This window comes from Caballeronia sp. SL2Y3 (assembly GCF_022879575.1).
In the GTDB taxonomy this organism is placed as follows: domain Bacteria; phylum Pseudomonadota; class Gammaproteobacteria; order Burkholderiales; family Burkholderiaceae; genus Caballeronia.
In genome coordinates this window covers 2751164-2763736 of the sequence record NZ_CP084260.1, presented here as the reverse complement: position 1 = coordinate 2763736, position 12573 = coordinate 2751164, and the positions used below count along the sequence as shown (strand labels likewise).

At 64.1% G+C, this 12573-nt stretch carries 10 protein-coding genes; 7 read left to right on the top strand and 3 right to left on the bottom strand.

The annotated features are described in order from the left end of the window. Positions 1-59 precede the first annotated feature (59 nt). The gene (locus LDZ26_RS13060) at positions 60-338 is read right to left on the bottom strand and encodes an HU family DNA-binding protein (RefSeq protein ID WP_008352404.1); all 279 of its coding nucleotides are present in this window, start codon (positions 336-338) and stop codon (positions 60-62) included. Between the two features lie 504 nt (positions 339-842). Here LDZ26_RS13060 and mnmC point away from each other — a divergent pair. The 7 genes from mnmC (at position 843) to LDZ26_RS13025 (ending at position 9888) form a co-directional block, all read left to right on the top strand. Next, positions 843-2654 (top strand): bifunctional tRNA (5-methylaminomethyl-2-thiouridine)(34)-methyltransferase MnmD/FAD-dependent 5-carboxymethylaminomethyl-2-thiouridine(34) oxidoreductase MnmC, encoded by a 1812-nt coding sequence (mnmC, locus tag LDZ26_RS13055; RefSeq protein ID WP_244847553.1) that lies wholly within the window; start codon positions 843-845, stop codon positions 2652-2654. 731 nt (positions 2655-3385) lie between these two features. Continuing rightward, on the top strand, positions 3386-4588 hold the full coding sequence (locus LDZ26_RS13050) for a cation:proton antiporter (protein ID WP_244847552.1): 1203 nt from the start codon (positions 3386-3388) through the stop codon (positions 4586-4588). A gap of 52 nt (positions 4589-4640) precedes the next feature. Beyond that, the gene (locus LDZ26_RS13045; RefSeq protein ID WP_244847551.1) at positions 4641-5756 is read left to right on the top strand and encodes a YbdK family carboxylate-amine ligase; all 1116 of its coding nucleotides are present in this window, start codon (positions 4641-4643) and stop codon (positions 5754-5756) included. 810 nt (positions 5757-6566) lie between these two features. After that, positions 6567-7211 (top strand): MarR family winged helix-turn-helix transcriptional regulator, encoded by a 645-nt coding sequence (locus tag LDZ26_RS13040; protein ID WP_175938710.1) that lies wholly within the window; start codon positions 6567-6569, stop codon positions 7209-7211. A 146-nt stretch (positions 7212-7357) separates the two neighbouring features. Further along, complete coding sequence (locus tag LDZ26_RS13035) at positions 7358-8086, top strand: glutamine amidotransferase (protein ID WP_244847550.1); 729 nt, start codon at positions 7358-7360, stop codon at positions 8084-8086. 70 nt (positions 8087-8156) lie between these two features. Next, the gene (locus tag LDZ26_RS13030) at positions 8157-9269 is read left to right on the top strand and encodes an NADH:flavin oxidoreductase/NADH oxidase (protein ID WP_244847549.1); all 1113 of its coding nucleotides are present in this window, start codon (positions 8157-8159) and stop codon (positions 9267-9269) included. 142 nt (positions 9270-9411) lie between these two features. Continuing rightward, on the top strand, positions 9412-9888 hold the full coding sequence (locus tag LDZ26_RS13025; protein ID WP_244847548.1) for an SET domain-containing protein: 477 nt from the start codon (positions 9412-9414) through the stop codon (positions 9886-9888). A gap of 14 nt (positions 9889-9902) precedes the next feature. Here LDZ26_RS13025 and LDZ26_RS13020 read toward each other — a convergent pair whose 3' ends face one another. Continuing rightward, positions 9903-11429, bottom strand: a complete 1527-nt coding sequence (locus tag LDZ26_RS13020) for a sensor histidine kinase (protein ID WP_244847547.1) — start codon at positions 11427-11429, stop codon at positions 9903-9905. 28 nt (positions 11430-11457) lie between these two features. Next, entirely contained in the window at positions 11458-12144 is a 687-nt protein-coding gene (locus LDZ26_RS13015; RefSeq protein WP_035962098.1) for a response regulator transcription factor, read from the bottom strand. Between the last annotated feature and the right edge of the window lie 429 nt (positions 12145-12573).

Here is a 12573-nt window from a genome sequence, read left to right as displayed (position 1 = left end):
AGCGCTGAAAAGTGCTGCCAGGCGCTGCGCAGCGAGGCGGGCCGCGACGGGCCAGGCGCTCAGCGCTTGTTGACTGCGTCCTTGAATGCCTTGCCAGCCGTGAACTTGACGGTCTTGGCGGCCGGAATCTTGATGGATTCGCCGGTCTTCGGATTACGGCCCGTGCGCGCTGCGCGCTTTCCCGAACCGAAGCTGCCGAAACCGATCAACTGAACTGCGTCACCTTTCGAGACAGCCTTCTTGATGACTTCGAGCAACGTGTCCAGCGTTTCGCCGGTTTGAGCTTTGCTGGCGCCGGTCTGAGCGGCTACGGCGTCGATCAATTCCTGTTTGTTCATTAAGGTTCCTTTATCAGTTTAGGTTGACACGAACAGCGCGAACGCGCCGATTATACGTGCGCAAGCCGTGCAGTCGAGTAGGGGCGGGCCTCTGGCGCGCCCGTCCGACAATCAGGCGCAGTTTCGCGCCATGTCACCGGCGTTGCTTCCCATCAAATCCCTCGCGCCGCCTTCGAACGAGGCGCTTGGTATGATAGCGCAGCGCAAACCCAATCTGGACAAGGGTTTCAAAGATTTACCCTTATGTAACGGGGTGTTCCTGGCGGCCTTCGCGGGTCGATCACGCGCGACTCGCTTTCGCCCGCCGAAGCCGCCCTGATCGGACAGCGCGCCGTTGGTTTTTGCCAACGTTTCATCGCCAATTCTCTGGCCGTTTCGCGCTGAAAGCCTTGCCGGTACTGGCTTTCGCGGATGCAACCGGTCGTGCTTCCGTGCGGCGCGTGGCGGCGTTCGCCGACTATCCGACGCCCCTCAGACGCCCGCTTTTCCTCCCAGGCTTGATGCATGACCGATACATCGCCCGTTAGCGAGCCGCTTCTCGCGCTGCACGATCTTCCGGCGCGCTGGAAGACGAAGCGCGTGTTCACCTTTGTCGATGCCGCCGCGCGCTTCGACACTCACAGTCTCTTTCTGGCGTTATGGCGTCTTTGGCGCGACGACGCCGCGCGCTCTGAGCGTCTGTATGTGGTCGCAGTGGCGCCGCTGCGTGCGCTCGATACGCCGCCGCCCGCTCGCAGCGATCCACTATTAGCCGAACTTGCCCGCGTCTGGCCGATGCGCGTGCCCGGCGTGCATCGGCTCGAATTCGAAGCGGGGCGCGTCGTGCTCACGCTTGCCGTCGGCGACGACATGCTGCCGAAGCTCTGGCTGCGCGCAGACGCGTTTCATGTCGATGCGACGGCAGACGACGATCCGCGCAAGTGGGGCAAGACGCTCGCGCGCTTCGCCGGCGACGGCGCGACGCTCTGCGTCGACGTCGCCGAGCCGGGCCGCGACTCGTGGACGCGCGCGCTCGCTGCCTCAGGATTCGAGTGCGGCCAAAGCGACGGTCGAATCGCTGGGCGCTTCGCGCCGCGCTGGCGCGTGCGCCGTCACGAGCCGCCGCTGGCCTTGGAAGTAACAGCGCGCGAGGCCATCGTCATCGGCGCGGGACTGGCTGGATGCGCGGTGACGTCGTCCTTCGCGTCGCGCGGCTGGCGCGTGACGCTGATCGACCGGCACGCGTCGCCCGCGCGGGACGCGTCGGGTAATCCTGCCGGCGTCTTTCACCCGATCGTGTGGCGCGACGACAGCATCGCCGCGCGCCTCACGCGGGCGGGCTTTCTGTGCGCGCTGCAACGATGGCAGACGCTCGAAGCCGCCGGCCACGACTTGCGGCGCAGCGCCGGTCTGCTGCAAATTGCCGATTCGGAAGAAGACGCGAATGCGCTCGCCGACGCCATCGCGCGATTCGGCTATCCGCGCGACTACGTGACGCCGATAGCGCGCGACGACGCTTCGCGCGTGGCAGGCGTAGAAGTGGCGCGCGGCGGCTGGCTCTTTCCGCGCGGCGGCGCCATTTCGCCGGCCGCGGTCTGCGCGGCGCAAGTCGCCGCTTCCGGCGACGCGCTCACCATGCGCATGAATACGGCCGTCACGCAGATTGCATTCGACGGCCGCGACTGGCGTGCCTTCGACGCCCAAGGCGAACTGATCGCGAAAGCGCCGGTTCTGGTGCTCGCCAATGCGCACGATGCGGCGCACCTCGCCGGTCTTTACGGAGATCCGACGCGCGGCGTGCGCGGTCAGCTTTCGATTGTCGAGAAGAGCCCGCTCGATGCGCTGACGCTGCCCGTGGTCGGCGACGGCTATGCGGTGCCGCTCGGCGCGCGGCGCACGCTGATCGGCGCCACCTACGACATCGACGAGACCGATCCGCACATCCGCGAAGCCGGGCACGCGGAGAACGTCGAGCGCGTCGGACGCATGCTCGCCGGCTTGCAGGACGTACGGGTCGCGCATGGCCGCGTGGCGTTTCGCTGCGTGACGAGCGATCGCATGCCGATGATCGGCTCGCTCGCCGACGAAACCGCCGCCCGCCGCGATGCCCGGCGTCTTTCCGGCGCATGGCCGCTCGACCTGCCGCGCATGCCGGGCTTATACGGCGCGTTCGCCTTCGGTTCGCGCGGGCTCGTCTGGGCGACGCTCGCGGCGGAACTGATCGCATCACAGGTAGAGGGCGAGCCGTGGCCGATCGAACGCGAACTGGCCGAAGCCGTCGATCCCGCGCGATTCTTCTTACGAGCGTTACGTCACGGAGATATCGGCCCGGCCTAGTTATCCTCGGATATCTGTGGATAACCCGGCGAGATCCGCAAGAAAGAGCTGTGTACGCGTTGTGCACGTAAACGGGACAAGCCGGAGACCGCCCGTTAACCGCCGAAAGTTATTCCGAGTTAACGGCGCGAGACGCTCGGGTTTACCGCGCGCTTTTTCGGTTTACATCTGCTTGATGGAAAAGCGGAAAAGCCAGTTGTCCACAGCGGACGCGGCGCCTTGTTAACTACTACTACGTTTATATACAGTAAACCTGTAAACACCTGAAGACGACGTCACCGGAACCGCAAGAAGCGCGCGGACCGCCGGTCAGGTTTTCCGAACCGGAACGTCTACGGTTGGACTTACCTCATAAGAATCATAAACTTGGAGTTTCAGCCGGGGACATGACTGTGTGGCACAATCGCGCTTCTTCCTGCGTCGCGCCGTCCAGACGGCGAGCGCCTCAATGGAACGACGCTTGCAACGCGAAACTCCGATCATCGCGCTGCAACGCCGTTCGCTGCGTCCGGCCAGTCTCGCTTTAAGCGTCGCATTGGACCGGGACGCATCGTCTAATCCGTGCACGGCCGTTCCGTGACGCCGTGTTCGTTCGTATTCGTTTCGCCTGAATGAACTACGCCCGTGGCGGGAGCGGGTCGTGAGCATGCGTGCCGTCCGCTGACGTTTTTCGCCCACCACGCGGCCGGACGTGCCCCTCTGCCTGAAGCAACGAAGGAGAAGCCCACACGATGAATTCGGCATTTTCATTTCTGCCCGCCTGGCCGCTCGAACCCGACGCCATTCTCTGGGCCGGTCTCGCGCTCGTCACGGCGGGGCTCGCCGGAGAACTGCTATGGCGCGCGTGGCGTCTGCCGCGCATCACCGGCTATGCGGTGATCGGGCTGATCGCGGGTAACGCAGGGCTCGGCGTGATCGACGCGAGCGCGGGCGGTCTGTCGCGACCGCTCCTCGACGTCGCGCTCGGGCTGCTGCTTTTCGAACTGGGCGGCCGGCTCGACCTGCGCTGGATCCGTCGCAATCCGTATTTGATCTTGTCGAGCATCGCGGAATCGACGCTCACGTTCGGCCTCGTGCTGATCGCGCTGATCCTGTTCCATGTGCCGACCATGCCGTCGGTGGTGATCGCCGCCATCGCGATGTCCACGTCGCCCGCCATGGTGATTCAGCTAAAGACCGAATTGCGCGCGGAAGGTCAGGTGACGCAGCGCCTGATGACGCTGACCGCGTTGAACAGCATGTACGCGGTGATCGTCGAAAAACTGGCGGCGGGCGTGCTGCATCAGGAGATCTACGGCAACGCATTCGCGACGATCCTCCAGCCGCTTTATCTGCTGATCGGGTCGCTGGTGTTGGCGTTTCTGCTGGCGCGTGCCTGCAATCTGCTTTATCGACGCCTGAACGCCAACGATGAGCATTCTTTCGTGGCGCTCTTCGGACTCGTGCTGCTCGCCATCGCCATCGCTCACCTCTTCAAGCTCTCGACGATCTTCGCGTTGCTCGCGGCCGGCATCATCGTGAAGAACGCGGACGAGCGGCCGCAGTTGTGGCCGTCGCACTTCGGGTCGGCGGGATGGCTGCTCACCGTCATTCTGTTTGCGCTCACGCTGACATCGTTTGCGTGGCGAGATATCGCGCTCGGCGGCGTCGCGGCGCTGGGCCTCGTGCTCGCGCGCTTCATCGGCAAGCTGATCGGCGTGCTGATCTTCGCGAAGCCGAGCGGGCTGGAATGGAAGCAGGGCGTGGCGCTCGGCGTGGCGTTGACGCCGATGTCGGCGCTCGCGTATCTGCTCGTCGACGATATGTATGTGCTGTATCCCGACTACGATCCGACGCTGCGCGCCATCGTGATGTGCTCGATCGTGCTGCTGCAGATCGCGACGCCGTTCGTGGTGTACCGTAGTTTGTCGGCGGTGGGCGAGCGGCGCGAGTAAGCGCATTCAAGCATCGCCCGGCCGGCAAAGCATTGATTCAACAAGAGGCGTCATGGCACTAGAACCCTTCATCAACTCGGAACCGTTCACGTTCGGCGTCGAGCTGGAAATCCAGGTCGTGAATACACACGACTACGACCTGACCAAGGCCGCGTCCGACCTCATGCGTCTTATCAAGGACGAGAAGATTCCGGGCAACATCACGCCCGAGATCACCGAAAGCATGATCGAGCTCTCGACGGGCATCTGCACGACGCACGAACAAGCCTTGACGGACTTGCGCAAGATTCGCGATACGCTCGTGGCGGCGGCGGACCAGCTGAATGTCGGGCTGGCCGGCGGCGGCACGCATGCGTTCCAGCAATGGAGCGACCGCCAGATCTACGACGCACCGCGCTTTCAGTACATCTCTGAGCTATACGGCTATCTCGCCAAGCAGTTCACGGTGTTCGGTCAGCACGTGCATATTGGCTGCCCCGATCCGAACAGCGCGCTTTTCCTGCTGCATTCGATGTCGCGCTACATTCCGCACTTCATCGCGCTCTCGGCTTCGTCGCCGTATATTCAGGGCGTCGATACGGGCTTTCACTCGGCGCGGCTCAATTCGGTGTTCGCGTTTCCGCTGTCCGGCCGCGCGCCGTTCGTGCTCACGTGGGACAGCTTCGAGGAATACTTCTCGAAGATGGTCCACACGGGCGTCGTGAACAGCATGAAAGACTTCTACTGGGACATTCGCCCGAAGCCCGGCTTCGGCACCATCGAAGTCCGCGTGATGGATACGCCGCTTTCGGTCGATCGGGCGGCGGCCATCGCGTGCTATATCCAGACGCTTTCGCGCTATCTGCTGCTCGACAAGCCGCTCATGCCGCAGGAAGACGACTACCTCGTCTATACGTTCAACCGCTTCGAGGCATGCCGCTTCGGGATGGAAGGCACGTGCGTCCATCCGCAGACGGGCGAGCGGCGCACGGTTGCCGAAGACATTCTGGCGACGCTCGATGTTCTCGCGCCGCATGCCGAAGCGCTCGGATCGCAGGCGGCGCTCGCGCAGATCGCCGACATCGCGCGCGGCGGCGTCAACGATGCGACGTGGCTGCGTGGCGTGTTCGACAAGGAGAAGTCGCTGCACGAAGCCGTGAGACAGCAATGTCTGCAATGGCGTGCGTAAGCGAAGCGCGTGAATGGCGCGAATGGCGCAAAGCAAAACCTTAAGGCACGCTTAAGACTTTTCGAGCATCGTGATGTTTTGACGGTTCTCGCACATAGGCCGCTTGGAACAACTTCTAAGCGGCTTTATTGTTTTTCGTGTTTATGGAATGCGTGCATGCGGCGGTGAGAATAGAATGCGCGCGCTAACGTTTGAGCAGAACCCGAAGCACTTTCCTCAAGGTTTCCGTGAAGCGTCCGTATACATCGGGAAGGCTGTCGGTGAACGCGGAGTTATTGCGGACAACGCAGGATTCCCCGGAGCGGTAAGAATCGTTACCGGGCGTTACGGGGCATATAGCCGTTGGCAAAAAAGCAGGCACCATGACGGTATTGGCAATGAACGGCAGTCCTTTCGGCTCGGGCGGCAGTCTGTTCAGTTCGGGCGGCAGTCGGTTGGTGGTCCAGAGCGCAGTCTCAACGAAATACCGCGCTTTTCCACGGGTTATCCACAGTTTTGCGTGGATAATTAAGGTGTACGTTTGGTCTCAGTCGCTTAGAATGGCGACTTCGCCGATGGCGGGGTATAGTCGGCGAAAAAGCAGCGCCACGGCACGACACAACAAGGCGCAAAACGAAGAGGGTGCAATGTCCCCATTCAGGCAAACCGAATTGGCTTGGTACGCCTGAATTTTGAGACGGCGGGGACCACAAACCGGGAGTTATGCCGAAGAACGGGGCAACGTGAATCGGGGCGGCTTTCGGGGAGAGGTGTTCGCTTATCGGCGAACGGGCTGTCGAAACCCATAAAGCGGAAAACAAGCGAAACATTATGAGTGAAGGCGTTTACGGAGAGCAGGCGACGGGGCGGGTGACCCACGGCCTGCTGCGGCTGAGCACGGCGATGCGCAGCCAGGCATGGGAATGGGCGGAAGGTGCGGGGCTGACGCCTACCCAGGGTGAAATTCTCGTGTTGCTGATGCAGCGCAAGGGGCCCATGCGCCTCGGCGAGATCGCGCGCGAGACGGCGCTGACGGCCGCGACCACGAGCGATGCCGTGAGCACGCTCGAAGGCAAGGGGCTCGTCGAAAAGCGCCGCGCGCTGGACGACGGCCGCGCGCTGGCCGTGCGCCTGACGTCGCGCGGACGCACGGCGGCGAAGAAGGCGCTGCAATGGCCGGACTTCTTGTCGAAGGCCGTCGGCACGCTGCGCGAAGACGAGCAGGCGACGTTCTATCGCACGCTGCTCAAGACCATCCGCCAACTGGAAGCCCAGCAGCACATTCCGGCGCATCGCATGTGTCTCTCGTGCACGCACTTCGAGGTCAGCAAGAACCCGAAGAAGGTCCCGCACCATTGCGCGCTCCTGCAGATCGACATGGCGGATACCGATCTTCGTCTCGACTGTTCGGTATACGAAGAAGGCGATCTCAACACGCAGAAGAAGAGCTGGAAGGTCTTCGCGCAGATCGCCTGAGTTCGGACGCGGCGGCATTTGCGGCATTCCACGCTGTGAGGCGGCGGCCAGTCGGTTAGACTGTGCCCGTCGCGCCTCGCCGCGAGGCGCGGCTCGTCATGTAGAGACGTTCCGAGCCACGCACGCCGATCCACGGAAAGCCGCCGATGAAACCTGAAGTCCTGGCCATTCGCCACGTTCATTTCGAAGACCTCGGCAGTCTCGAACTCGTCGTCGGCGACCGCGGCCATCTCGTGCGCTATCTCGATGTCGGGCGCGGGCGCATCGGCGCGCCCAATCCGCTCGATCCGTCGCTGCTCGTCGTGCTCGGCGGGCCCATCGGCGCGTACGAAGACGCGCAGTATCCGCATCTCGCTCCGCTTCTCTCGATGCTGGAAAAACGCATCGCCGCGGGGCTTCCCACCATCGGCATCTGCCTCGGCTCGCAACTCATCGCGCGGGCGCTCGGGGCGCGCGTCTATTCATCCAAAGATCTGGAACTCGGCTGGTCGCCGCTCACGCTGACCGAAGCGGGGCGCGCGTCGCCGTTGCGTCATCTCGAAGCGGACGGTCGCGCGGTGCCCGTTTTCCACTGGCACGGCGATACGTTCGATCTTCCCGACGGCGCGACGCTGCTCGCGTCCACCGAGCGATGCGCGCATCAGGCGTTCTCCTGGGGCGACCATGTGCTCGCGCTCCAATGCCACGCCGAAGTGCTTGCGGACCGCTTCGAGAACTGGCTCGTCACCTATCCGGGCGATCTCGCGCGCAGCGGCACGACCGCCGCCGCGTTGCGTGAAGCGACCGCGCAGCACGGTCCCGCACTGGAACGCGCCGCCCGCGCGATGTTCGGCGAATGGCTGGACCGCTTTCCCGTCGACGTGCATCGACACTGAGCGCGGCGCTGCACGAACAAAACGCAGGTGCTATTCTCGTTCGCTTCTTTCTTCGCGACGGGCTTCACACATGAGCGCGCTGTTCACTCCGGCCACGCTGCGCAGTCTGCAGTTGCCGAATCGCATTGTGATTTCGCCGATGTGCCAGTACTCCGCCGAGCGCGGCGAAGCCACCGCGTGGCACATGATCCACCTCGGCCATCTCGCACTGTCCGGGGCGGGCATGCTGTGCATCGAGGCGACGGCCGTGGAGCCGGACGGACGCATCACGCCGGGCGATCTCGGCCTCTGGGACGATGTGACGGAAGCGGCCTTGCGTCCCGTGCTCGCCGCCATTCGCCAGCATTCGAACATCGCGGTGACGATGCAGCTTGCGCACGCGGGCCGCAAGGCATCGAGCCAGAAGCCGTGGGAAGGCGGCCAGCTCATCTCGGTCGCGGAGGGCGGCTGGATGACGCATGCGCCGTCTGCCATTGCTCACAAACCGGACGAAACACCGCCGCTCGCGCTGGATACCGCCGGCCTCATGCGCGTGAAGGAAGCGTTTGCCGCGTCGGCGCGGCGTGCGGCGCGGCTCGGCATCGACGCGCTCGAAGTGCACGCGGCGCACGGTTATCTGCTGCATCAGTTTCTGTCGCCGCTCTCCAATCAGCGCACGGACGAGTACGGCGGCTCGCGCGAGAACCGCATGAGCTATCCGCTCGAAATCTTCGATGCGGTGCGCGCCGCGTTTCCCGCCGACAAGCCGGTCGGCGTACGCGTCTCGGCGACGGATTGGGTCGAAGGCGGATGGGATATCGAAGACACCATCGCGTTTGCCGCGCAATTGAAGGAGCGCGGCGTCGACTGGATCGACGTTTCCTCGGGCGGCGTATCGCCGCAGCAGAAGATTCCTCTGGAGCCCGGCTATCAGGTGCCGTTCGCCAAGGCCGTGAAGGAAGCGACCGGCGTGAACACCATCGCAGTCGGTCTCATCACGGATGCGAAGCACGCGGAAGAGATCGTCGCGAGCGGGCAGGCCGATTTCGTCGCGATGGCGCGCGCCATGCTCTACGATCCGCGCTGGCCGTGGCACGCGGCGGCCGAACTCGGCGCGACCGTCAGCGCGCCGCCGCAATATTGGCGCTCGCAGCCGCGCGAGCAGAAGCATCTGTTCGGCGACATCTCGTTCGGACAGCGTTGATGTCAAGCGGTTGAGACTGAAGCGCGCGGGAGTGTACGATACCGTGCTGACGGTCGAACGCGGCGCCTTCGAGGCCACCGCGTTTTTTTATTGCCGCGGGCCAAAGCGTCCCACATAGATTCGTTATTGAAGGATTCGTTCGATGAGTTCACGGAGGATCACCGTTCGCCGCTCGGGCGTGCATGGCAAGGGCGTGTTCGCCGCGAAGCCCATTGCGGCCGGCGAAGAGGTGATGGAGTACAAGGGCGAGCGCATCTCGTGGAAAGAGGCGCTGCGCCGGCATCCGCATAACCCGGACGAGCCGAACCACACGTTCTACTTCGCGCTGGAAGACGGGCGCGTGATCGACGGCAAGATCGACGGCAACAGCGCCAAGTACATCAACCATTCCTGCGCGCCGAATTGCGAGGCCGAGGAGATCGAAGGCCGCGTGTTCATTCGCGCGCTGCGCGACATCGAGCCGGATGAAGAGCTCAACTACGACTACGGCCTCGTGATCGAAGGGCGCATCACCAAGAAGCTCAAGAAGGAATACGAGTGCCGCTGCGGCGCGAAGAAGTGTCGAGGAACGATGCTCGCGCTGAAGCCGGAAAAGAAGGCCAAGAAAGAGAAGAAGTAAGCGAACCGCGCCGCCTAGTGCCGCGCGGAATCCGTCGCCTCGGCGTTCGCTTTGACCGGCAGACGCACGATGAACCGCGCGCCGCCTTCCGGCGCATCCTCGTAATGGACGGTGCCGCCGTGCAGCACGACGATATCGTGGACGATGGCGAGCCCGAGGCCCGCGCCGCCTTCCACGCTTTGTCCGTCGCCACGGAAGAATCGCTTGAAGAGATCCGGCTGCTGGTCGCCCGGCACGCCCGGACCGTTGTCCTCGATCACCACTTCGCCGAAGCGCGCGCCCGTTGCGTCGCGCCATTCGCCGACCGTCAGCGTGATGCGCGCGCCGTCATAGCGCGAAGGCGGCACGTACTTGAGCGCGTTGTCGATCAGATTGGCGATCACTTCCCGCGCCAGCACGACATTGCCGCGCACGACGATCGGATGTTCGTTCTCGGGATCGTCCGTGCGCTGAAAGCCGAGATCGACGCCGGCCGAAAGCGCGCGCGGCACCCATTCCGCGCCGGTTTCGAACGCGAGCGCGGCGAGATCGAAATCCGCGAAGCGCGCCGCCTGCTCGCCCGGCTCGGCGCGTGCGAGCGACAGCAACTGATTCGACAGCCGTACGGCACGGTCCGCCGACGCGCGCAATTCCTTCACCGCTTCGAGTGCCTTCGCGGGATCGCGTGAACTGAGCGCCTGCTCCGCGTGCAGCTTCACGGCGGTCAGCGGCGTGCGCAACTGATGCGCGGCATCCGCGATGAACTTGCGCTGCGCATCCAGCGCCGCCTGCAAGCGCACGAGCAGCGCGTTCATGGCGCTCGTGAGCGGCCGGACTTCGCTCGGCACGTGCGATTCGTCGACCGGTTCCAGCGAGATATGCGTCTGCCGATTGAGCGCGTCGGCCAGATCGGTGAGCGGATTCAACTGCTGGTTCACGACGCGCCACACGATCACCCAGCCGGCGAGCAGCAACAACAGGAGCGGCATCATGATCGCGACGAGAAACTCCACCGCGATGCGATACCGCGACCCCACGCGCTGCGCCACTTCGACGACGATCGGATTGCCATGCGGCTGCGGCACGCGAACCTGCGCGGCGCGCACGCTGGTGCCCTGATAGTGCGTCTCGAAGACGTAGGCGTAGTGAATGCGCCGGACCGATGTGCCCGTGAGCGGCAAGTCGGAATCGCCGGCGATTTCCTGATCGCCCGTGCTGATGCGATAGACGAGCTGCTCGATGGGATCGGAGAACATCGCCTGCGCGAGCGGCGGCACGGTGACGGGCGCATCGACGCCGGCAAGCTGGATCTGCTTCGAGATGGCCGTGGCGAGATCCGCGAGCGAGCGGTCCACCACATGCTGCGTGTACTGCCACGCGAGCCAATACGCCATGAGCCCGCTCATCAGCGCGAGCAGGGACAGCGGCGCGGCGAGGCGGCGCAGCAGCGTGCGCCGCAGGCTCGGAGGCGCGGCAGGTTCTGCGGGCTTCGATCGCGCCAGATCGAGCCAGTCTTCGCGGGCGAAACGCTGATCGCCCGCGCGCCGGGTTGGAAGTCGCAAAGCGTTCTAGGGCAGAAGCGGCGTTTCCTCACGCCGCCTGCCGGATCTCCTGAAGCAGATAGCCGAAACCGCGCACCGTGACGATTTCAACGCGCGTGTTCTCCAGCTTCTTGCGCACGCGATGCACGTAGACTTCGATCGCGGTATCGCCGAGATCGCCGCCGAAGTGCGTCAGATGATCCTGCAACTGCGCCTTGCTCACGACGCGGCCATGACGCAGCAGCAGCATTTCGAGCACCGCGAATTCGCGCGGCGAGAGTTCGAGCGGGCGCTCGTCGTTGAAGATGCGGCGATCCACGCCCGAAAGCCGCAAGCCGCCGAGCGTCACTTCGGGGCGCGGCACGTCGCCGTGCGGGCCGCTGCGGCGCATCACGGCGCGAATGCGGGCTTCGAGTTCCTGCGGCTCGAACGGCTTGAGCATGTAGTCGTCGGCGCCGCTGTTCAGGCCCTGCACGCGGTCGTGCAGTTCGTCGCGCGCGGTGAGGATGATGACCGGCGTGTGCCGGTTGCCCTGGCGAAAGCGCGAGAGCAGCGTCATGCCGTCGATGCCGGGCAGGCCCAGATCGAGAATGACGAGCTCGTGGCGGTTCTGCGCGAGCGCCTGCTCGGCGAAGATGCCGTCGTGAACCATGTCGACGGTGAAGCCGGATTGCTCCAGGCTGCTTTGAATGCCGCGCGCAATAGGGCGGTCGTCTTCGATCAGAAGGATTCGCATGAAGTCGCTCAGTACAATTGGGTTGCGCTCGAGCCGACGCGCAGGCCGGTGATTGACGACGCGGCGGCGCAGGTTCGAGCCGGATCAAAACCGTTACCTCTTATGCGGCGCCGCCGGCGCCTCGTTCGCGCGAGCGGCTATACACCGAATGCCTGTCCCTGGACGTGGCTGTCTGCCACTCGGCGCACCGTCGAGCCGAATCTTCGTGGATGCGGCCGCTTGCCGTCTCTCAGCGGCACTGCGCTGTCCGTGGTGCGCTGCTGATTGTACAGCTTCAATCTCGCGAGGCTCGTTGACGGCGGAACGCCTGTCGGCGGCGAAGTTGAACAAGTTTACGCCGACTTTAAAATCCGCCTGCATGAATGAAAGATAGGCTCCGCAGCGGCTTACGGTCTTTCTTTTTTTGCCTTGCAGAGCGCGTGACGCCGG

Bases quoted from the DNA above. Each gene is read 5' to 3' on its own strand.
- mnmC (WP_244847553.1), top strand. From the start codon at position 843: ATGACCGATACATCGCCCGTTAGCGAGCCGCTTCTCGCGCTGCACGAT.
- LDZ26_RS13030 (WP_244847549.1), top strand. From the start codon at position 8,157: ATGAGCGCGCTGTTCACTCCGGCCACGCTGCGCAGTCTGCAGTTGCCG.
- LDZ26_RS13050 (WP_244847552.1), top strand. From the start codon at position 3,386: ATGAATTCGGCATTTTCATTTCTGCCCGCCTGGCCGCTCGAACCCGAC.
- LDZ26_RS13035 (WP_244847550.1), top strand. From the start codon at position 7,358: ATGAAACCTGAAGTCCTGGCCATTCGCCACGTTCATTTCGAAGACCTC.
- LDZ26_RS13015 (WP_035962098.1), bottom strand. From the start codon at position 12,144: ATGCGAATCCTTCTGATCGAAGACGACCGCCCTATTGCGCGCGGCATT.
- LDZ26_RS13045 (WP_244847551.1), top strand. From the start codon at position 4,641: ATGGCACTAGAACCCTTCATCAACTCGGAACCGTTCACGTTCGGCGTC.
- LDZ26_RS13060 (WP_008352404.1), bottom strand. From the start codon at position 338: ATGAACAAACAGGAATTGATCGACGCCGTAGCCGCTCAGACCGGCGCC.
- LDZ26_RS13025 (WP_244847548.1), top strand. From the start codon at position 9,412: ATGAGTTCACGGAGGATCACCGTTCGCCGCTCGGGCGTGCATGGCAAG.
- LDZ26_RS13040 (WP_175938710.1), top strand. From the start codon at position 6,567: ATGAGTGAAGGCGTTTACGGAGAGCAGGCGACGGGGCGGGTGACCCAC.